Origin of the sequence: Rhizobium sp. Root149, assembly GCF_001427345.1 — a bacterium.
Classification (GTDB): domain Bacteria; phylum Pseudomonadota; class Alphaproteobacteria; order Rhizobiales; family Rhizobiaceae; genus Neorhizobium; species Neorhizobium rhizoryzae.
This window is the reverse complement of the sequence record NZ_LMGD01000021.1, coordinates 235,797-255,804: the sequence shown is the minus strand read 5'-3', so window position 1 is coordinate 255,804 and position 20,008 is coordinate 235,797. Positions and strand designations below refer to the sequence as shown.

At 58.2% G+C, this 20,008-nt stretch carries 16 protein-coding genes and 1 tRNA gene; 7 read left to right on the top strand and 10 right to left on the bottom strand.

The features are described 5' to 3' along the window. Positions 1-2: 2 nt before the first annotated feature. The 3 genes from ASD54_RS16695 to ASD54_RS16685 all read right to left on the bottom strand — a co-directional run bounded on the left by ASD54_RS16695 (position 3) and on the right by ASD54_RS16685 (position 6,304). Positions 3-2,390 (bottom strand): circularly permuted type 2 ATP-grasp protein, encoded by a 2,388-nt coding sequence (locus ASD54_RS16695; protein WP_062555969.1) that lies wholly within the window; start codon positions 2,388-2,390, stop codon positions 3-5. A gap of 25 nt (positions 2,391-2,415) precedes the next feature. Then, a complete protein-coding gene (locus ASD54_RS16690) occupies positions 2,416-5,739 on the bottom strand; it encodes a transglutaminase family protein (RefSeq protein ID WP_062555742.1) in 3,324 nt (1,107 codons plus the stop codon). Between the two features lie 361 nt (positions 5,740-6,100). Then, positions 6,101-6,304, bottom strand: coding sequence for a DUF2735 domain-containing protein (locus ASD54_RS16685; protein WP_062555741.1), 204 nt, complete (start codon positions 6,302-6,304; stop codon positions 6,101-6,103). 395 nt (positions 6,305-6,699) lie between these two features. On the opposite strand from ASD54_RS16685, the gene ASD54_RS16680 reads away from it, so the two are divergent. Continuing rightward, positions 6,700-7,734: a glutamine synthetase beta-grasp domain-containing protein gene (locus tag ASD54_RS16680; protein ID WP_062555740.1), complete on the top strand. Its 1,035-nt coding sequence runs from the start codon at positions 6,700-6,702 to the stop codon at positions 7,732-7,734. An 83-nt stretch (positions 7,735-7,817) separates the two neighbouring features. Here ASD54_RS16680 and ASD54_RS16675 read toward each other — a convergent pair whose 3' ends face one another. Further along, positions 7,818-9,608, bottom strand: a complete 1,791-nt coding sequence (locus ASD54_RS16675) for a chloride channel protein (protein ID WP_062555968.1) — start codon at positions 9,606-9,608, stop codon at positions 7,818-7,820. Positions 9,609-9,837: 229 nt separating this feature from the next. Between ASD54_RS16675 and ASD54_RS16670 the strand changes: the two genes are divergently transcribed. After that, a complete protein-coding gene (locus tag ASD54_RS16670) occupies positions 9,838-10,155 on the top strand; it encodes a hypothetical protein (RefSeq protein WP_062555739.1) in 318 nt (105 codons plus the stop codon). Between the two features lie 52 nt (positions 10,156-10,207). On the opposite strand, the gene ASD54_RS16665 is transcribed toward ASD54_RS16670, so the two are convergent. Then, the gene (locus ASD54_RS16665; protein ID WP_062555738.1) at positions 10,208-11,497 is read right to left on the bottom strand and encodes a TadE/TadG family type IV pilus assembly protein; all 1,290 of its coding nucleotides are present in this window, start codon (positions 11,495-11,497) and stop codon (positions 10,208-10,210) included. Positions 11,498-11,954: 457 nt separating this feature from the next. Here ASD54_RS16665 and ASD54_RS16660 point away from each other — a divergent pair, with 457 nt between their 5' ends. Further along, positions 11,955-12,542, top strand: a complete 588-nt coding sequence (locus ASD54_RS16660; RefSeq protein WP_062555737.1) for a hypothetical protein — start codon at positions 11,955-11,957, stop codon at positions 12,540-12,542. A 102-nt stretch (positions 12,543-12,644) separates the two neighbouring features. Here the strand turns inward: ASD54_RS16660 and ASD54_RS16655 are convergent. Then, positions 12,645-12,719, bottom strand: a tRNA-Val gene (locus ASD54_RS16655). A 106-nt stretch (positions 12,720-12,825) separates the two neighbouring features. After that, positions 12,826-13,188 (bottom strand): response regulator CpdR1, encoded by a 363-nt coding sequence (cpdR1, locus tag ASD54_RS16650; RefSeq protein ID WP_062555736.1) that lies wholly within the window; start codon positions 13,186-13,188, stop codon positions 12,826-12,828. Between the two features lie 176 nt (positions 13,189-13,364). Here cpdR1 and ASD54_RS16645 point away from each other — a divergent pair, with 176 nt between their 5' ends. Together ASD54_RS16645 and hisN are read left to right on the top strand one after the other, a co-directional pair. Continuing rightward, a complete protein-coding gene (locus ASD54_RS16645) occupies positions 13,365-14,249 on the top strand; it encodes an N-formylglutamate amidohydrolase (RefSeq protein WP_062555735.1) in 885 nt (294 codons plus the stop codon). Between the two features lie 287 nt (positions 14,250-14,536). Continuing rightward, entirely contained in the window at positions 14,537-15,313 is a 777-nt protein-coding gene (gene hisN / locus ASD54_RS16640; RefSeq protein ID WP_062555734.1) for a histidinol-phosphatase, read from the top strand. A 9-nt stretch (positions 15,314-15,322) separates the two neighbouring features. On the opposite strand, the gene ASD54_RS16635 is transcribed toward hisN, so the two are convergent. Beyond that, on the bottom strand, positions 15,323-16,312 hold the full coding sequence (locus ASD54_RS16635) for an alpha/beta hydrolase (protein WP_062555733.1): 990 nt from the start codon (positions 16,310-16,312) through the stop codon (positions 15,323-15,325). A 399-nt stretch (positions 16,313-16,711) separates the two neighbouring features. Between ASD54_RS16635 and ASD54_RS16630 the strand changes: the two genes are divergently transcribed. After that, positions 16,712-17,194: an Hsp20 family protein gene (locus ASD54_RS16630; RefSeq protein WP_062555732.1), complete on the top strand. Its 483-nt coding sequence runs from the start codon at positions 16,712-16,714 to the stop codon at positions 17,192-17,194. Between the two features lie 96 nt (positions 17,195-17,290). Here the strand turns inward: ASD54_RS16630 and ASD54_RS16625 are convergent, their stop codons facing one another. Next, positions 17,291-18,295, bottom strand: coding sequence for a bile acid:sodium symporter family protein (locus tag ASD54_RS16625; protein ID WP_062555731.1), 1,005 nt, complete (start codon positions 18,293-18,295; stop codon positions 17,291-17,293). 88 nt (positions 18,296-18,383) lie between these two features. Here ASD54_RS16625 and ASD54_RS16620 point away from each other — a divergent pair, with 88 nt between their 5' ends. Beyond that, positions 18,384-19,241, top strand: a complete 858-nt coding sequence (locus ASD54_RS16620; protein WP_062555730.1) for a LysR family transcriptional regulator — start codon at positions 18,384-18,386, stop codon at positions 19,239-19,241. A gap of 50 nt (positions 19,242-19,291) precedes the next feature. Here the strand turns inward: ASD54_RS16620 and ASD54_RS16615 are convergent, their stop codons facing one another. Beyond that, on the bottom strand, positions 19,292-19,768 hold the full coding sequence (locus ASD54_RS16615; protein ID WP_062555729.1) for an SgcJ/EcaC family oxidoreductase: 477 nt from the start codon (positions 19,766-19,768) through the stop codon (positions 19,292-19,294). Positions 19,769-20,008 lie beyond the last annotated feature (240 nt).

Below are 20,008 nucleotides of genomic sequence, written 5' to 3'. Positions count from 1 at the left end.
GGTTATCCGAAATAGGTTTGCGCGAGCAGATCGGAGAGTTTTTCCATCTCCGCCTCAAGACGCTCGTAAACATCCGGTGTCATTGCCTCCGGCGTCATGACCGCGAGGCCGGAATGCAGGCGCATGGATTCCCGGTCCAGCGCCGACATCTGGCCGGTGCCATAGGGATGCGGTAATTGCTCGACTTCCGTCCGGATCTCGTTCAACTGGAAAAGGACAGAGCGCGGGTTGAGCGGATCGAGCGCCAGAAGATCGGTCACCGTCAGGCGAGCGGTGTTCACATTGTAGCGGCGGCGGTGGGTCATCACGCTGTCGCCGATCTCCAGCAGCATATCCAGCGCGCCGTCCGGTGCGTCGGGCCCGGACATGTGACCTAGCAGACGCGTCATGTGCAGGCCGCGTTCGAGATAGCGACCAATGGACAGGAAGCGCCAGCCGGTGAAGCGATACATGTTTTCGTGCACGAGACCGGCAAAGCCCGCCAGCTTGCGCAGGAGCACCGTCATCGCATGGGCGGCATCGTCGCCGTGCTGAACGCCCTCATGGAAGCGGCGCGCTGTCTTTGCCAGATCGTTCAGCGCCAGCCAGCCATCGGGCGAGAAGCGATCACGGATATTGCTGGCAGAATAGATCGCGCTGTCGATGTTGCGAATGAGCGGCAGCGGCACCGCCTTCACCATGTCGATATCGACGCCTTTGAGATAGCGCGAAACATCGGCCAACAGCGGCTGTGCGGGATCGGCGCTTTCGGCATAGCGCATATGCCACGAACGAAGGATGCGCAGCGCCCCTTCCGCCCGCTCGATATAGCGGCCAAGCCAGAACAGATTGTCGGCGGCGCGGCTTGGCAGGCTTCCCGGCATGTTGCGGGAGAAACTTTCTTCCGGCGGCAGGAGCGATGGCTTTTCGACCGGCTTGTCGGAGACGATCCAGACGTCTGCAGCGGTTCCGCCAGCCTGCATGGCAATCGCGGCCACATCGTCGCCAGAGCCAATGCGAGCAAAGCCACCCGGCATGATCTGCCAGCCATTTTCGGTGCGCGCTGCAAAGACGCGCAAGGACATGGGACGAGGCATCAGCCTGCCGTTGACATAGGCCGGTGTCGTGGAAAGCGTCACCGCTTCCTGACCCACCAGCTTGCCGCCTGCGGCATTCAGCCAGTCTTCAACAGATTGCTTGCCGCCCTTGCGGGTCGCCCCCAGAACCGACTGGTTGTTGTCGTCAAAGAAGGGTGCACGGGAATAGGCGGGTCCGATCACCATCTTCTCGATATTTTCCGCCACGTGCTGGCGCTCGCTCTTCTGGCCGCACCACCAGGTGGCGATGGAGGGCAGCTTGAGCTCTTCGCCCAGCAGATGGCGGCAGATGGTTGGCGTGAATGCGAGAAGTGCGCGCGTTTCCAGGATACCCGAGCCGAGCCCGTTGACGATTGTCACGGAGCCGGAGCGCAGTGCTTCCACCATTCCCGGCGTGCCGATGTGTGAATTCTGGTTCAGCTCCAGCGGATCGGCGTAAGGCGCGTCGAGACGGCGCCAGAGAACGCTGACAGGCTTCAGGCCTGCGACGGTGCGCACCATGACCCTGTTGTTGACGACGGTGAGATCCTCGCCCTCCAGCAGCATGAAGCCAAGATAGCGGGCGATATAGGCATGTTCGAAATAGGTTTCGTTGGCCGGGCCGGGTGTCAGAACGGCGATCCTGTCATCCGGATAGCGTTTCTGTGCCTGCAACGCATCGCGAAACGCTCCGAAGAAGGAGGCAAGCCGATGGACATGGCTTTCGCCATAGATATCGGAGAAGGCGCGGGTGGTGGCCACGCGGTTTTCCAGCGCGAAGCCAGCGCCAGACGGAGCTTGCGTGCGATCTGCCAGAACCCACCAGTTACCGTCCGGTCCGCGGCCGATCTCGAATGAGCAGAAATGCAGATGATAGCCGCTGGATGGCTTGATACCGACCAGAGGTCTCAGAAACTCGGGGTTTGAAGCAATCAGCGCCGGTGGCAGAATGCCTTCGCGCACCAGCCGGTTTTCGCCATAGATATCGGAAACGATCTTCTCCAGCAGGTCCGCGCGCTGGATCAGGCCTTCCGAGACCTTCTCCCACTCCTTGCCATCGATCACGACCGGCACATGCGAGATTGGCCACGCGCGCTCTGCACTTCCCTGTCCGGCATAGGAGCGATAGAAGACGCCCGCATCGCGCAGGTAGCGATCCGCGCGGGCAAAGCGTTCGTGCAATTCGCCTTCCGACATGCAGCTGAGCGAGGAAATCAGGTTTTGCCAGACCGGGCGGATCTGGCCGTCCCTGTCCAGCATTTCGTCAGATACGCCCGGCAAGGCCTGGTAGCCGAGGATGGGATCTCCTTCCACCGCCTCGGCTGCATAGTCCAGCTCTGTTACCGGGATCACTGACAATTCACACTCCTATCGGCCGACGCAGATCAAGCGTCAGCGGGAATTCGGCGGAGGGCAGCTCTGCCATCAACGTATAGCGGCCAGCCGTATGCCCCCAAGGTTCGAATCGCGCAAGCCTTCTTGCTTCCGCTTCGTTGCCATTCACCGGGAATGTCTCGTAATTGCGACCTCCGGGATGAGCGACATGGTAGACGCAGCCACCGATTGAGCGGTTCGACCATGTATCATAGATGTCGAAAGTGAGCGGCGAATTAACGGGCAGGACCGGGTGCAGGCCCGATGCCGGTTGCCATGCCTTGAAGCGGACACCGGCTACGGCGACCCCGGACGCACCTGTCGACGCAAGCGGGACATTGCGGCCATTGCATGCCACGCGGTAGCGCGATGGATTGCTGGTCTCCAGCCGGACCTGAAGACGCTCGACCGAGGAATCGACGTAACGCACGGTACCGCCGATCGCGCCCTGTTCGCCCATGACATGCCATGGCTCCAGCGCCTGCCGGATTTCCAGTTTCGCGCCCTCATATTCCACTTCGCCGAAGAAGGGGAATCGGAATTCCAGCTGGGCGGTGAACCATTCGGGACGCAGATCGAAACCGTTGTCACGAAGATCGGCGATAACGTCCATGAAATCTGCCCAGACGAAGTGCGGCAGCATGAAACGGTCGGCAAGCGCCGTTCCCCAGCGGACGAAGGACCCCTGTGCCGGGTTCTTCCAGAAACGCGCAATCAATGCCCGCACCAGCAATTGCTGAGCCAAAGACATGCGTGCGTTCGGCGGCATTTCGAAACCGCGGAACTCGACCAGGCCCAGGCGTCCTGTCGGGCCATCTGGGGAGAACAGCTTGTCGATGCAGATTTCCGAACGATGGGTATTGCCGGTGACATCCGTCAGGAGATTGCGGAACAGGCGGTCCACCAGCCAGGGCAGGGGCGGCACACCCTGGCCGGGCGCCGGCACCTGCGCCAGCGCGATTTCCAGCTCGTAGAGGCTGTCGTGGCGAGCTTCGTCGATGCGTGGGGCCTGACTGGTCGGGCCGATGAACAGGCCCGAGAAGAGGTAGGAGAGGGAGGGGTGCCGCTGCCAGTGGAGCACTAGGCTCTTCAAAAGGTCCGGCCTGCGCAGGAAGGGGCTGTCATTCGGATTTGCGCCGCCGACGACCACATGATTACCACCGCCGGTGCCGGTGTGGCGGCCATCGATCATGAACTTGTCCGCACCCAGACGGCTCAGTCGGGCTTCTTCGTAGATGGCGGTGGTGATCTCCACGCATTCCTTCCAGTTGGACGCTGGATGGATGTTGACCTCGATGACGCCCGGATCTGGCGCAACGCGGATGACATTCAGCCGCTCATCATGCGGTGGCGTATAGCCCTCGATATGAACCGGCAGATTGAGCGCCCTCGCAGCACGTTCCGCCGAGGCGACGAGATCGAGATATTCCTCCAGCGCGGCGGTCGGTGGCATGAAGACGCAGACCCGTCCATCGCGCACTTCCACGGAGATGGCAGTGCGCACGCGCCCGCCGATTTCCTCGTAGGATTGGCCGAGCTGGGTCTGCTGCGCAATATCGGGCCGCAGCGAATGCTCCGGCATGACGCGACCCTTCTCCGTCGAGAAGTCCGGAAGAGGCGGACGCTCGACGCTTGGATCGACCGGATTGATGTAGGGATACCAGGACGGCGCAATATAGGGCAGCGAGTTCAGCGGCAGGCGGAAACCGACAGGGCTGTCGCCCGGAATGAGATAAAGCCGCCCGCGGCGTGTGCGCCATTTTTCGCTGACCCAGCTGCGGCCAGAAGCGCGCGTCTGCCAGGCCTGAACCGGCAAGACATAACCAGCCGGACTTGTCAGTCCCTGGGAGAAGACCTTGGCGATGCGGTTTCTTTCTTCCGGGTCTTTGAGTTTGGAATTAGCCGGATCGACATTGTCGGGCAGGTTCGCTTCCTTGATGATCCATTCCGCCGGATCTTCATAGGCAGGCGCCACATTCTCCGTCGAAAGGTCCAGCTCCAGCGCAATCGCCTGAAGAAGCTTGGCCGCGTCTTCGTGGGTTACCTCGTGATCGCGCTTCTCGATGGCGATCAGATCCGGGTCTGACCAGATGGGCAGTCCGTCCTTGCGCCAGTAAAGCGAGAAGGTCCAGCGCGGCAGGCTTTCGCCCGGATACCATTTTCCCTGACCGTAATGCAGAAATCCACCGGGGGCGAAGCGCTCGCGCAGCTTGCGGATCAGCACATCGGCACGGTCGCGCTTAGTGGGGCCAACGGCTGCGGTGTTCCACTCCTCTGACTGGAAGTCATCGATGGACACGAAGGTCGGTTCGCCGCCCATGGTGAGGCGCACATCCTGCGCCTTGAGCACGGCGTCGACCTGTTCGCCCAGTGCATTCAGCGCATCCCAGCTTTCATCGGAAAACGGCTTGGTGATCCGCGGGTGTTCGGCAACGCGCGAGACCTTCATGTCAAAGTCGAAGCTGGTTTCCGCCTCGCCGTAATAGCCGCCCGAAATTGGGGCTGCGTTCTTATAGTGTGGCGTGGCGGCCAACGGAATATGGCTTTCGCCTGTCAGCAGGCCCGAGGTCGGGTCCAGACCCACCCAACCGGCGCCGGGAAGATAAACCTCCGCCCAGGCATGCAGATCGGTGAAATCCACCTCAGTGCCGGAGGGGCCATCAAGGGCTTTGAGGTCTGGCGTCAACTGGATGAGGTAGCCGGAAACGAAGCGTGCCGCCAAACCCAGATGGCGTAGAATCTGCACCAGAAGCCAGCTCGTATCACGGCAGGATCCCTTTGCGCGCTCCAGCGTTTCCTCAGGCGTCTGCACGCCGGGTTCCATGCGAACGATATAGCCGATTTCGCGCTGCAGGCGGGCGTTCAGCCCCACCACCATGTCAACGGTCGGCTGTTCAGGGCTCTTGTCGATCGTCTCCAGGAACTTTGTCAGGAGAGGGCCGGTCGGCTCCGGCTTTCGATAGATCGAAAGATCCTCGGCCAGATTTTCGGGGTAGTCGAAGGGCCACTTCGTCGCTTCCTCTTCGACAAAGAAGTCGAAGGGGTTGTAGACCGTCATGTCGGCGATCAGGTCGACTTCGATCTTGAATTCCGTCACGGGGTCCGGAAACACGAAGCGAGCGAGATAATTTCCGTAAGGGTCTTGCTGCAGGTTTACGAAGTGATTTTCGGGGGTCACCTTCAGCGAATGGCTGAGAACGCGCGTTCGGGAATGGGCTGCGGGCTTCAGGCGGATGATCTGCGGTCCCAATCGAACCGGCTTGTCATACATATAATGCGTAAGATGGTAGATGCTGGCTTTGATGGACATGAAACTCCTTGCCGGGCCGCAAACAGATACCCGTCACCGAACTGCGGGTTCAAGTTTGTGCAATGCAGGAGAATAAAGCAAGGTGTTTCAAGTTGCCGACAGGCGCGCGCAGCTCGTCACAACAGTAGAGACAAGCCATGCGCTGCAAATCGCCGTGAGCTCATCTTGCAGGCGAAAGATTTTCCATTCGCCTTGTTTTGCCGAATGCCCAAATATAATTCGCGCTGCAAAAGCCTTGGGCGGGATGCTGCATTCAGAGTCGTGTCGCGTCTGCTGCAAAAGGAATGAGCTACGAAATTGCTTAATTTCGCAGCTCATGATTAAAAATTAGACGATTTAGCCTTTTCAGTAGGCAGATCAATCAGGACGGCTTGCCTGCTGAAGGAGCAGAGTCCTTGATTGCCTCGGCATGATACCAGCCGCCACCGAAAGCCAGATCGCAAAGAGCGGGGTTGGCTTCCACAGCCTTCTTCTCGATCCGCGCCATGAAATCGCGGCGGCCTCTGAGGCCTCCAACCGGAAACTGAATGATCTGTGCGGTATGCTCGGGGCTTGCTGTTGTCATGGTCTTATCCTTGGTGCATTTTTCCGTCCGGATATGCTTTTGCCTATTTTTTATGCTTGATGCTTTAATTTGCACCATTTTGGGTGCGCTTATTTTGTTCAGAATGCATTATTTTTGCGCAAAACGCAAGTGGCAATCTGGCTGTATGCGGCCGCGCTTCTGTAATTTCGCGCCTGCCTCCATTTCATAACGACATAGGATCGGAGGAGTTCCGTTTGCCCTCATTCCGGGGGCCTCGCAGGGTGCAGCCCTTGTTCGCTGCAGCGAATCGCAGGACGCGACTCAAACTGGCACGGCTTATGCATTGCTATGGGCAGTCCTGGCGGTGCGCCCATGAAGGGAAGCGCGAAACAGGATGTGCTCACAACGCGCAGCATAAGAAACGAGAGATCACTATGACGAAATACAAGCTCGAGTACATTTGGCTGGATGGTTACAAGCCGGTGGCAAACCTTCGCGGTAAGACCCAGATCAAGGAATTCGATACATTCCCGACGCTTGAGCAGCTGCCGCTTTGGGGCTTCGATGGCTCTTCGACGATGCAGGCCGAAGGTCATAGCTCCGATTGCGTTCTGAAGCCGGTTGCGATCTATCCCGATCCGGCCCGTACGAACGGCGCTCTCGTTATGTGCGAAGTCATGATGCCGGATGGCGTCACGCCGCATCCGTCGAACAGCCGCGCAACGATCCTGGACGACGATGGCGCCTGGTTCGGTTTCGAGCAGGAATACTTCTTCTACGAAAACGGCCGTCCGCTCGGCTTCCCTGAGCAGGGTTATCCAGCTCCGCAGGGTCCTTACTACACGGGCGTCGGCTACAAGAACGTTGGTTCCGTTGCCCGCGAGATCGTCGAAGAGCATCTCGACCTCTGCCTCGCTGCCGGCATCAACCACGAAGGCATCAATGCCGAAGTGGCCAAGGGCCAGTGGGAATTCCAGGTATTCGGCAAGGGCTCCAAGAAGGCTGCCGACCAGATCTGGGTTGCACGCTACCTGCTGCTTCGTCTCTGCGAAAAGTATGGCATCGACGTCGAATTCCACTGCAAGCCGCTCGGCGATACGGACTGGAACGGCTCGGGCATGCACTGCAACTTCTCCACGACCTACATGCGTGAAGTTGGCGGCAAGGAATATTTCGAAGCGCTCATGGCAGCCTTTGCCAAGAACTGGAAAGAGCACATCGACGTTTACGGCCCGGACAACCACCTGCGTCTGACCGGCAAGCACGAAACGGCTCCGTGGAACAAGTTCTCCTACGGCGTTGCCGACCGTGGCGCCTCCATCCGCGTTCCGCATTCCTTCGTCAACAACGGCTACAAGGGTTACCTGGAAGACCGTCGTCCGAATTCACAGGGTTGCCCGTACCAGATCGCTTCGCGCGTTCTGGCAACGATCGCAGAAGTCCCGACGGCTGCTTCGGCTGCTGCCTGAGCCTATCGGCCCTGATCATAGCGAAATGGCGTCGGGTCATCCCGGCGCCGTTTTCGTTTTCTCAGTATTGATTTTTGCAGGTTTTAGACCTCGCCCACGGCTTCGCGGCGGCGGCGATCCAGTTCTTCGGAGTATCGCCGCAATGTGTGCGCTTCGCTGAGCTGGCCGATGACGCGCCGGTCGATGAGATTGTTGATAACCGGCAGAGCCTCCGCATGGGCCTGATCGAAGATTTCAGCCGCCTGCTTCGCGTTCATGTTCGGCAACAGGAAGTCGTTCTCGAACTGGAGAAAATCCTTGACCTCGGTCCGTGGCTTCGTGCTTTCGACCTCCTCGGCGTAAACCTCCGGTATCGATACAATGCCGGCATAGCGGTCGTTATCATCCAGCAGAATGGCGCGTTTGGCTGAGCCGAGCGGAAAAGCTTCCCGGAATTCTGCCAAGGACACACCCAGCTTCGCGCATTTCACATCGGAACGCATAAGCTTGTCGACGGTCAGGTTGCGGATCCAGCCGACATCATGGGCCGAGCGGATGCTTTCCCCCCGCAGGTGGAAACGCCATGTCGCGAATGAGTAGCCGAATGTATTTCGCACGACGAGCGATGAGGTGATAACGGCCGCCAGAACGAGGGCCGTGATGGGAAAGTCTGCCGTGATTTCCAGCGCCAGGAAGGTCATGGTCAGCGGGCCGCCGATGATTGCAACGGCCAGCGCACTCATTCCCACCACCGCCAGCACGGTCGGCGTCAGGGAACCGGTCGTGATGAAGTCAGCAGGCATGGCAAATATCTTGCCAAGCAATGCGCCCATGAAGAGCGATGCGAAGAACAGGCCACCACGGAAGCCGGACCCGATCGACACCGCCGAGGCGACCGATTTGAGCAGGAAGAGGCCAATAAGCACCTGCACCGGGGCCTGGCTATCCAGATTGATGTGAAGCGCGCCATGTCCGGCGGAAAGAACCTGCGGCGTTATCATGGCCATCAGCCCGATCAGGATTCCTCCAAGCGCCGGTCGCAGGTAGGGAGGAAGCGAACTCTTGCGCGCCGTTTCCTCAATGAAGGCGACGCCCTGCATGATCAGGATACCGACGCCTGCGCAGATTGCGCCGAGCGCAATGGCCGGGATGTAATCCGCTGGCGTGATCGTCCCGATTTCACCGACTTCGATCAAAAAGCTGTCGCCGGAAAACCCGCGCGCCACGAAGGTTGCCACGATGGCCGAGACGACGACAGGCGCCAGGGCGACCATGCTGTAGGTGCCGATGATGAGCTCGAACGCATAGAAGGCGCCGGTGAGCGGTGCATTGAAGGCGGCGGCGATGGCGCCGGCGGCACCGCAACCAACGAGGACGCGCATGTCTTCCCGCCGCAATTTGAGCTTGGAGCCGAGCTTCGATGCGAGACCGGCGGAGAGCTGGGTGTAGCCGGCTTCCAGTCCGACAGAGGCTCCGAAGCCGTTGGAGATCAGGTTCTGCACCGCGACGATCACGCTGTCGGTCAGCGAGATGCGCCCGCCATAGAGCGCGTTGGCCTCGATGGGGTCAACCATTGCGCGCTTTCGCCGTCGCGACAGGATGAACAGGACGCAGCCAAGGACAATGCCGCCGACAATGGGCGCGCACAGGACGATGAGTTTGTTTTCGATCTCCGAGGCGCTCAGCCACTCGCTCATTTCGATGCCGAAGATCAGGCTGTGCAATGCCTTGGAAATCCAGCTCATGCCGCTGACCGCACAGCCTGCGCCGATGCCGATCAGAATGCCGGAAAAGATCAGTCCGATCTCGGAGCCGCGCGTGAAGGCCTTCCTTTTCAGGAGCTTGCCCCAGGTTTGGCCAAACTTGAATATCGCTCCGGGAGCCAGCGTCTGCATCGAGCCTGCAGCCTTCCTGTTCATGATTTTACATCAGCGCCAAACAGCGCCTATGCCTTGGGCCTCTCTACCCGGCAATTGGAGCCAAGGCGTCAAGTGTCAAGCGCGGTCAGTGCAAGCTGTGGGCGCTTATAGGAGTGGGAAAGCGACGATTTCATGAACGCGCGGTTCAGAAGCTGTTCAGTTTTCACTTCCTAATCTCCTCACTATCGAAACTGAGGTGACGATCATGAAGTCTATGTTTTTGGCTGCCGCAATCCTTGCTGCCGGCGCGGTTGCCGCCGAAGCGCAACCCATGCCCGTCGCACCAAAAGTCGTTCCGGCGAATGGTGCAGCATCTGGCTTGATTGAGAAGGTCGACTGGGCCTGCGGGCGCGGCTGGAGATTGAACCGCTGGGGTGAGTGCGTACCGCGCCGCCCACCGCCACCGCCGCGCTATCACCGCCCGCCGCCGCCACCGCCGGGCTGGGGTTGGGGCCCGCCGCCGCGCCATCATCACCATCACGGTGGGTGGGATCGCCGCTGGGGTGGTCCGCCGCGCTGGTAAAGTCCAACGCGAGCCGGGTGCAGGATCTGCTGCCCGGCTCCAGGGCCTGATATCAGCTCGTAATGCGCGATGAACTGATGATTTTCATGAAGAGCGCGCTCATGGCCTGGGATATGCCTTCCGACGGGCTGACTTCAAAGAAATAGCCGGAAGACGCGCAGCTCTGCATGCGTGAAGCGATCTCTGCCTGGAACGGGCTGATCCAGTCATTGTACCACTGGTTGGTCGGCAAAGGCAGATAGGTGGTATAGAGAACGGCGACCTTATAGCCCTGGTCCTTCAACGCCTGGCAGGCATCGGGATTGATGGGTTCCTGGCAACGTCCACCCGTCAGCTTCTTGGTGCAGCCAACAGGCTTGTAGCTGTCGTTGACGCCATCCGAGACAAAGAAGACGATTTTCTCCGGCGATGTCGAGGTGGCACCAGTGCCCGCCGGGCCGATGACTTTCGCGATGTTCTGCATCGCAAGGGTGAAATCCGTCTGCTGGTCGTTATTATAGCCCTGATAGGGGATCGACATCAGATCTATCATGCTGGCCTTGTTCTTGGCCGTCTTGAGATCCGAGGTCAGGTTCGCCACTTCCATCAGCTTCGTATCTTCCGCCTTCTGGCCGAAAGTATAGACCGCCATACGGAACTGATTGGACACCTTGCGCGCGCTCGTTGCCGTGTCCATCAAGGCGGCCGTTGCCTGCGCAACGACGTTGATGCGCGTCGTGACACCCAGTTGCTTGGCAAGATTGTAATAGCTGTTCGGGTCTTCGACGCCATTGTTGACGATATGGCAAGCGAAGGCGCATTTATCGCCCGTATTAGCCACCATGGTGGAGATGTCGGATGGCGTGGCCGCCACGCCCATGGAAGGCGTGTTGTCCAGCAACAGATAGAAATCGCGGTAGGTCGCCGTCTTATAGGCAGCGGTTGCCGTTCCGCTGATGGTGATCTTGTTTTGGCCGAGTGCCATCAGCAATGACGTCGGTACCTCTGCGGAATAGGTGATCTTTGACGTCAGGTCGACCCCTGATCGCGAGACAGTCGCAGACACATTCGTCAGTGTGTAGGGTCTGTTGCCCGTTATTTCGCCACTGAACAGGTTCTTGGCGTCGGTTTCCGCATCAAGGATTTCGCCATCACCGGTCATCGACATGGCTTTCTTGTAGCCGGCCGAGTTATCCGAGATTGCCGCCAGCGCCGCAGCGTCAGCGGCAGACTGAAGCTCGTTCTTGGCAGCCAGTGCATTGGCAAAGTCGACGCTCAAACCGGCAACGGCGGCAAGTGGAACCATGAGGAGCGCGCTCATGATCCCAAAATTTCCGCTGCGATCTTTCAGAATGCTTCGCATGGTTCTGTCTCAGGTTTCGGCAGTTCCCTCCGGTATTATGGTGCTGCAGTATAAATTTCATGAATCTAATGTTGTTCGACCTGATCGGAAACATCCATTGGTAATAATGGATGAATGGATAATGTTAATTTTGTTGCATCTCTCTGACGTAACGTAATTTTTGCTCAGGTTGCGCTTGGATTATTCTTTCGGTTGTGATTGTACACGCAAGGCGGGTAGGTGAGCGCTTCCCATTGATAAGGAAGGGTCATGCTCAAGAGTTGAGCCATGCAGTAACCGGCCGCTTCATGAATATGGTTGCTCAGCTTCAGGTCGGTAACGCGAGATGCTCAACAGTTGCCCTATGATGCCACCGACGGCAGTGCAGTTCATGCGCGTCTGAGGGATGGACGAAGGACAGCCACCCTTGTGCTCGGCGCCTGTGGACGCGGCTGTTCACTGCGACCAGAGGTGAGCGATGAGCCTGGACTATTTGACTCGTGCGGTGAAGATGGGTCAGCGCAGCCGTCGGCGGATGCGCAAGCATGGCCAGAACATGAAGGGCGACAGGCTCTGGAGCCGGGAGGAGGAGGCGGTCCTCATTGCTCATCAAGGCGAGTACGATCTGATAAGCAAGCTTCTGCCGCACCGTTCGCGCGCCGCGATTGCCAGTCGCTGCCAGTTGCTGGGGCTTCGCCGGAAGATCCATGTCTGGACCGCCGCAGAGCTTGCAAAGCTGCGTCGGCTTTATCCCGTTGCCAGCGTCCAGGAAATCGAAGAGGCCTTTCCGCACTCCAGCTGGACGAATATCTGCCAGGTGGCGCGCTATCACGGATTTTGTCGCGCGGTCCGGTCAACCTACAAAAGCACAGGTCATCCCGCACTTGATGACGTGCGACAGCGTTGCCTGGAAATTCGCTGGACAATGAAGGATCTCGACAAGGCGGCTCGCACAGGTTGCTATTTTCAGCGCGCCGGATGGATCGGCAAGAAGATAAACTACCGGGCACTCGGGCGTGCCATAGAGGCCTTGGACGGCGTTATTGAATGCCGATGGAAAGAATAGCCTTGGCCCTCCGCCCTGCCCATGTTCACGGGGGCGAACAAAATTTCGTGCCCTAAAACCAAAAGGCCTTCAGATCGCTCTGAAGGCCTTTTTGAATGGGAATGGTGGGCGTGACAAGGATCGAACTTGTGACCCCTACGATGTCAACGTAGTGCTCTCCCGCTGAGCTACACGCCCTTCCGTGGCGGCGGATAGACCATAAAAGCGGCCGACCCGTCAACCGCTTTTTTGCATCTTCGTGACGTTTTTTTGAAGCGTCAGAAAGAAGCCCGGAAAACCGGGGTCAAGCGGCCAGAAGCTTGTTCACTTCGTCCACAAGGTCACGCAGGTGGAAGGGCTTGGAAAGCACCTTGGCGTCCTTCGGAGCCTTCGAATCGGAGTTCAGGGCAACGGCGGCGAAGCCGGTGATGAACATGACCTTGAGATCCGGGTCGAGTTCGGTGGCGCGACGCGCCAGCTCGATACCATCCATCTCAGGCATCACGATATCGGTCAGAAGCAGGGAGAACGGCTCCTCGCGCAGGCGGTCATAGGCGCTTGCTCCATTGTCGAAGGAGGTCACCTTGTAACCGGCCTTTTCCAGCGCCTTGACCAGGAAGCGGCGCATATCATTGTCATCTTCGGCGAGAAGGATCTTTTGCATCATCAGGACCGTTAATGGGTTTCTCTTGAATTAGGGCTTTGACGGTAGCTTTTCGCCAGTAAAAAACCGGTGAACGATAACCGTCAGATGCCTTCTTTATGGATTTACATAGTATGGACTTCGCAGCAGGCAACTGGCAACATGTCACCTTGAGTTGTTCACTACATGGTAAAGAACGAATGCAATGGGCTGATGGTCGGCTAGAACCCTTTGAAGTGCGGGAGCCTGAGCAGCAAACCATTCCCTTTGTCTTCAATTCTCCCCATAGCGGCCGGTTTTATCCACCGGAATTTCTGGCGGCGTCCCGGCTTGATTCCTTGAGTATCCGCAGATCCGAGGACCACTTTGTAGACGAGTTGTTCTCGGATGCGCCCCAACTCGGTGCGCCACTGCTGGTTGCCCACTTTCCACGCGCCTATCTGGATGTCAACCGCGAGCCTTACGAGCTTGACCCGCGCATGTTCGAGGATGCTCTGCCATCCTACGCCAATATCGGCTCCATGCGCGTTGCAGGTGGGTTGGGTACGGTTCCACGGATCGTTGCGGAGAACATGGAGATCTATGCGCGACGCATGCCGGTTGCGGATGCGCTGTCGCGCATCGAGGCGCTCTACAAGCCCTACCATGCGTGCCTGAGGCGCCTGATTGCTCGCACTCACGCCCGTTTCGGCTTTTCCGTCCTGATCGACTGCCATTCCATGCCGGGCAATATCCGCATTGCGGGCTCGGATACGCGGCCCGATTTCATCATTGGAGATCGCTACGGCACCAGTGCCTCCGCCGAACTGTCGCGTGCGGCCTTGCATATCCTGGAGGATCTCGGCTTCAACGCCGTTCGCAACAAGCCCTATGCGGGCGGCTTCATTACCGAACACTACGGCCGCCCGGTCCGTGGGCTTCATGCCCTGCAGATCGAGATCAACCGGTCTCTCTATGTGGATGAGGCAACGCTGGAAAAACGCGCGGATTTCGAGGTGGTCGCTGCGGCACTGTCGCTGTTCATGCGGCAGATGATCGATTTTGCGGACGAATTTTCGATCGAATCGACGCTCGCGGCAGAGTAGTTTTCGTTTCCCTTTTTTATCATTCCTGCCCCGACGCTTGCGTGCGGGCAAAAAAAACCGCGCCTCACGGACGCGGCTAAGTCTAGGGAGGAAACACCCAAGGAGGGTATTTACAATCTTTCGACTGCAAAAATCACATTAATGACACATTGCCCAAATGTCAAGCATTCCTTTTTGGTGATCAAACTTAAGGCAGATGCATGTTGTGCCGTTAATTCGATGCGGTTGTGCTTGCTCCTGTCGGCCTTTCGACTAGAAAGGAGGACAAATTTTCGACCGGGGGAAACATGCTGCCAGATCGCGCCTTCTTCGATAGCCTAGCCGATGCCGCGCGCAGCCAGACGCTGCCTCGTTTCAGGGTCGGGACTGCGGTCACCAACAAACTGCATGGGGGTTTCGATCCGGTGACCGAAGCCGACCAGGCGGCGGAACTCGCCATCCGGGAACTCATCATCAATTCCTTTCCCGACCATGGCATTCTGGGCGAAGAGCACGAATCGATCGGGCTTGATCGCGAGCATATCTGGGTGATCGATCCGATCGATGGAACTCGTGCTTTCATTTCAGGCGTTCCCGTCTGGGGTACGCTGATAGGCTTGCGTTCCGGCGGACGAGCCGTGATGGGACTGGTTGACCAGCCTTTCACCGGCGAGCGCTATTTTGCCGATGGGTCTGCAAGCTGGTATTCCGGCCCGGATGGTGCGCATCGTATCCAGGTGCGCGATTGTGGAGATATCTCCAACGCCATTCTGTTCACCACATCGCCGCACATCTTCTCGACCGCTGAGCGCAGCCAGTACGACCGCGTCGAGAGCAAGGTTCGCCTCTTCCGCTACGGCACGGATTGCTATGCCTATGCGCTTCTGGCGGCGGGGCATGTGGATCTTGTCGTCGAAAATGGCCTGAAGCCATATGATGTCGGTGCACTCATTCCGCTGATCGAGCAGGCGGGCGGCATCATCACCACCTGGGATGGGGGTCGTCCGGAAGATGGCGGCAGCATCATCGCAGCCGGCAGTCGTGCGGTCTATGAGCAGGCCATGGACCTGCTGGCCGGGCGTTGACGATCACGCTCAGGCGGCTGTCTCGGAGAGATCCACCAGCGGTTCCGTGCCGGGCATGAAGGCCTGAATCGCGGCCAGCGCCTGGGCACGATAGATATCGCGTTCCTGAAAGATCTCGTGCCGGGCGCCGGTGATGGTAATGAGTTGTCCGGCCCGGAAGTTTCGCGACAGCCGTTCCTGATAGATGTAGGGCACGATACCATCCAGCATGGGTGCCAGAATGAGCGTCGGGATTGTTATCCGTGTCAGATGCGATTGTTCGTTGACCATGGAGCCCGCCATCAGGCTTTCGTGCAGCCATCGTGCCGTGGGCGCCCCGATGGTGAGGTCTGGCCTCGCCGCGACGATCGCCGCATTCCGGTTGAAGCGAACTTCATCCGATGTCAGCGGGTTATTGGCAAAGGGGCGATGACCTTGGTCCTTGCCCATCGAGACTGAGCCCAGCCCCACTCTGGATAATGTCGAGGTGAGGGGCCGCAGCCATTTTTCCGGCAAGGCCTGTCCGCCCAATCCGACGAAAGGTGCGGCGAGCGCCATGCGGTCGATCCGGTTGTTGAGGCGCGGCGCGGATGCCAGAGCAATCAGGGCTCCGGTCGAATGGGCAATCAGAAAGAAGGGCAGACGGGCATCCGGCAGCACGATGGTTTGCAGGAAGATTTCCAGATCGTGCTGATAATCCATGAAGCGGCGGACATAGCCTTTGCGTGCATCTTTCAACAGGCGCTCAGAGCCGCCCTGTCCGCGTAGATCGAAGGTCGCGACCCAGAGCCCCATGGCATTGAGATCGCGAATGGTCTCGAAATATTTCTCGATGAATTCATTGCGTCCTTGCAGCAGGACCACCGTGCCCTTGGCGGGAGAGATGGCTGACCGGAACAAGGCATAACGGAGGCGTGTGCCGCGAAAGCCCTCGAAATAGCCAGCCGTGCAATTGTCCGGGACCGGATTATCCGGCGTGGAGAAGAGAATGTCCGATCGGGAGACCTGAGCTTCGTCCATGGTGCCGCCTTGCTCTTTTTTGTCAGGGATAGGGGGTGCTGGCCGCAAGGTCAAAGAAAAAAGCCGGAACCGGTCGAGCCAGTTCCGGCGAGGGGGAATGACTGAAGAGAAGGGACGTGGCTTCAGTCGCCGGAGGCAGACCCATCCGGTTCGAGAGAAGAAATAGCCGGATCAATCTGAACAGGCCGGGAATGCCCCGTTCACCTGGAGTTCAGGCTTTCGCCAATGTCAACTTTGCGGAAATTTCGAGAAAATTCGGAAAGGTCTTGAACGGGCAAAATTGGCTCACCATCTCAAGGTCACGGACGCCGCAAGGGTTCGTAATAACGGGGAAGCGTCGCCAGAATGGGTCGTTTCCCTTGCTTTGATTTTCGCAAACGTCGCTTCAAGGAGGACACTATGCGTCACGTTGATTTTTCGCCGCTCTATCGCTCTACCGTTGGCTTTGACCGTCTCTTTTCGATGCTGGACAGCGTTGGCCAACCGGAGCAGGCACCCAGCTATCCCCCCTACAATATCGAGCGGACGGGTGAAAACACCTATCGCATCACGATGGCCGTTGCCGGTTTCGACGAAAAGGAACTCAGCATCGAGGCTCATGCACACGTGCTGACGGTCAAGGGTGAGAAGTCTGAGGACGAGGCAGCCAACAAGACCGAATTCCTGTATCGCGGCATAGCCAAGCGCGCCTTCGAGCGCCGCTTCCAGCTTGCCGATCACGTGGAGGTTCAGGCCGCTTCCCTGAAGAATGGTCTCCTGCACATCGACCTTCTTCGCAACATTCCCGAGACCTTGAAGCCACGTCGCATCGCGATTGCGGCTGATATTGCCGAAGCGACCAAGACCATCGAGGCTCAGCCTGCGCCAAAGCAGGTCAACTGAGCCTGTAACAGGCAATTGATGAGCGATTGAAACTCGAGGCCCCTGCCGATGATCTCGGCAGGGGCTTTTTGGTGCCTGGACTTTACTGACCCTTGCTCACGCCGGTTTTGTTGCGAGGGCAGCCTCTGCCAACGCTTCACGCTCCGCCTTCTTGGCAGCATAACGCTGGGCGATGACGGCGCAGGCCATCAACTGGATCTGGTGAAACAGCATGAGGGGAAGCACAATGGCACCAATGCTTTGCCCGGCAAAGATGGCGCCTGCCATCGGGACACCGGAAGCAAGGCTCTTCTTCGATCCGCAGAAGGTAATGGTAATCTCGTCTTCCTTGTTGAAACCCAGCAGGCGGCTTCCGAACATCGTGATCATCAGGACGACGATGAGAAGCAGAATGTCGAGGGCGATGACAACACCGATGTCCTGCACCGAAAATGTGCTCCAGAGACCCTCATTCACGGACTCGCTGAACGCCAAGTAGACGACCATGAGGATCGAGCCGCGATCGACCGGCAGGAGAAGCTTCTTCTTTGAACGGATCCACTTGCCGATCCAGGGTTCCAGAACCTGCCCGAGAATGAACGGTGCCAGTAGTTGAAGAACGATTGTTTCCAAGGCGCCGAGGTTGAAGCCGGCGCTACCACCTGTGGTCATCAGCAGGCCGACCAGCAGAGGCGTCAGAAACATACCAAACAGGTTGGAGGCCGAGGCCGAACAAATGGCTGCGGGCACGTTTCCGCCTGCGATCGAGGTAAAGGCGATCGAAGACTGGACCGTCGAAGGGAGGACGCAGACGAAGAGAAGGCCGAGATAGAGCTCCGGCTTCAGGATTGTCTCCGGGATGAATCCAAGCCCCAGTCCCAGCAGCGGGAAGATGCCGAACGTCACGATAAGGATGGTGATATGCAGGCGCCAGTGCAGGATGCCGGCAATCACCACATCGCGCGACAGGCGCGCGCCATGCAGGAAGAACAGCAGCGCGATGGCGCAGTCCGTCGCATAGCCGAAGATCGTCGCGAATTGTCCCTGTGCGGGGAGAAGAGAAGCGATGATGACGGTTGCGACCAGCAGCAGGGTGAAAGTATCTGGCAGAAAACGGCGCATGATCTAGTCCATTCGAAAAACCAGATTTACGGATGAGTGATCATGAAGCAAAATGCAAACACTAACAGTTATCGTAGATCGTGATACGATGTTGAATCTGATCCATCTGGAAAGCTTTGTCTCTCTGCAGGAGAGCGGCAGTTTTACCGCCGCCGCCGATCGGCTTGGTATCGGTCAATCGACCGTCACCCAGCATATTCAGCGGTTGGAGAAAAGCCTGGGCAAACAGCTGATCGATCGAACCACGCATCGCGTTCAACTGACGACCGAAGGTGAGGCACTGCTGAGCTATGCGCGTGCCATGCTGGATCTCAACGGGAAGGTTCATTCCTTGTTTGGCGAAAACCGTTTGCGCGGGCGCTTGCGGCTTGGCGTTTCAGAAGATGTCGTTGCGAGCCGCCTGACGCTGATCCTGGAAGACTTCATCCGGCTTCATCCGCTGGTGGATCTGGAACTGACGGTGGCCCTGAGCTCACCCCTCTATCAGATGCTGGACGTCGGGGAGCTGGATCTCGTGCTGGCAAAACGCCATATTGGTGAAACGCAGGGGCGTCTGCTGTACCGAGAACCTCTCGTCTGGCTCGCGCGCGATCCGGAGCTCATCCGCTTGAAAGAGGGGGAGCCGGTTCCGCTGATCGCTTTTCCGACACCGAGCATTACGCGCAAGATTGCTCAAGACACGCTGGACCGCCACAAGATCCTGTGGCGCATCGTCTGCACCTGCGCCAGCCTGAGCGGACTCACGGCAGCGGCGCGCGCGGGAATGGGCGTTCTGGTGCAGCCGCGCAGCATGGCGCCCGATGGCCTGAAAGAGGTGTCGGGCGGCTGGCTCCCGCCTCTCGATGATGTGGAATTCGTACTCGTTCCCTGTCGTGGGGCGGATGCGGCTCTGGTGGAGGCATTGTCAGCGCTGATTGTCGCGCGTCTCGTCCCGCAGGCGGGGTGAAAAAGAGGTTGCCCGGAAGAGTTTCCGGGCGCCCTTGTTGCCCTCGGAACTTACTTCTCCGGCATCATGGATGAATGGAGATGATCGATCTTCCAGGCTCCGTCCTCGTATCGGTACAGGAAGCTGTAGCGCGCTTTCACATCAGTCTTCGCGCCGGTTTTCGCGTCCGTCAGCGTTACTGTCCAGGTGCCAAGACGCGATGCCGTGTTGCAGTCGATCTCGATTGTCGACGTATCGATCTTGCCGACGGGGCTGCTCTTCAGAAACCCGACGAAATAGTCATTCACCTCTGCAGGGGTTGTCCGAGGCTTATTGGAGACCGTAGCAAGCAGGACAGGTTCCTTGGTGAACAGTGATGTCACCTTGGCGGGGTCTTTTGTGGCCCAGGCATTGTTGAAGTCGGTGAATAGTGCCTCGATCTGGGCTGGTGTCGTGTCGGGGCAAGTGGCGGATTTCGCCTGCGCGACACTCGCTCCAACAATCGATGCTCCCAGAACCAGACTGCCGGCTACAAAGTACTTCTTCATCTATTCCGTCTCCGATGCTCGTTTATTGACATGAAGCATGTGGAGGTTGGTTCCAGTTCAAACAATGATACTTTCAATAACAGGATATTACATTTCTGTTATGCGCATTATTTCTAATATATCGCAATTTTTCATTGTGTAGAATAAGGAAATACATAAGCATAATTCTGTTAAATTTTGGATATAATTGCGGCATACATATGCAGCGAAGGTAGGAGGGAGGCGTCTCCCTCCTGTATC

Bases quoted from the DNA above. Each gene is read 5' to 3' on its own strand.
- ASD54_RS16690 (WP_062555742.1), bottom strand. From the start codon at position 5,739: ATGTCCATCAAAGCCAGCATCTACCATCTTACGCATTATATGTATGAC.
- ASD54_RS16685 (WP_062555741.1), bottom strand. From the start codon at position 6,304: ATGACAACAGCAAGCCCCGAGCATACCGCACAGATCATTCAGTTTCCG.
- ASD54_RS16680 (WP_062555740.1), top strand. From the start codon at position 6,700: ATGACGAAATACAAGCTCGAGTACATTTGGCTGGATGGTTACAAGCCG.
- ASD54_RS16675 (WP_062555968.1), bottom strand. From the start codon at position 9,608: ATGCAGACGCTGGCTCCCGGAGCGATATTCAAGTTTGGCCAAACCTGG.
- ASD54_RS16670 (WP_062555739.1), top strand. From the start codon at position 9,838: ATGAAGTCTATGTTTTTGGCTGCCGCAATCCTTGCTGCCGGCGCGGTT.
- ASD54_RS16665 (WP_062555738.1), bottom strand. From the start codon at position 11,497: ATGCGAAGCATTCTGAAAGATCGCAGCGGAAATTTTGGGATCATGAGC.
- ASD54_RS16660 (WP_062555737.1), top strand. From the start codon at position 11,955: ATGAGCCTGGACTATTTGACTCGTGCGGTGAAGATGGGTCAGCGCAGC.
- cpdR1 (WP_062555736.1), bottom strand. From the start codon at position 13,188: ATGATGCAAAAGATCCTTCTCGCCGAAGATGACAATGATATGCGCCGC.
- ASD54_RS16645 (WP_062555735.1), top strand. From the start codon at position 13,365: ATGCAATGGGCTGATGGTCGGCTAGAACCCTTTGAAGTGCGGGAGCCT.
- hisN (WP_062555734.1), top strand. From the start codon at position 14,537: ATGCTGCCAGATCGCGCCTTCTTCGATAGCCTAGCCGATGCCGCGCGC.
- ASD54_RS16635 (WP_062555733.1), bottom strand. From the start codon at position 16,312: ATGGACGAAGCTCAGGTCTCCCGATCGGACATTCTCTTCTCCACGCCG.
- ASD54_RS16630 (WP_062555732.1), top strand. From the start codon at position 16,712: ATGCGTCACGTTGATTTTTCGCCGCTCTATCGCTCTACCGTTGGCTTT.
- ASD54_RS16625 (WP_062555731.1), bottom strand. From the start codon at position 18,295: ATGCGCCGTTTTCTGCCAGATACTTTCACCCTGCTGCTGGTCGCAACC.
- ASD54_RS16620 (WP_062555730.1), top strand. From the start codon at position 18,384: ATGTTGAATCTGATCCATCTGGAAAGCTTTGTCTCTCTGCAGGAGAGC.
- ASD54_RS16615 (WP_062555729.1), bottom strand. From the start codon at position 19,768: ATGAAGAAGTACTTTGTAGCCGGCAGTCTGGTTCTGGGAGCATCGATT.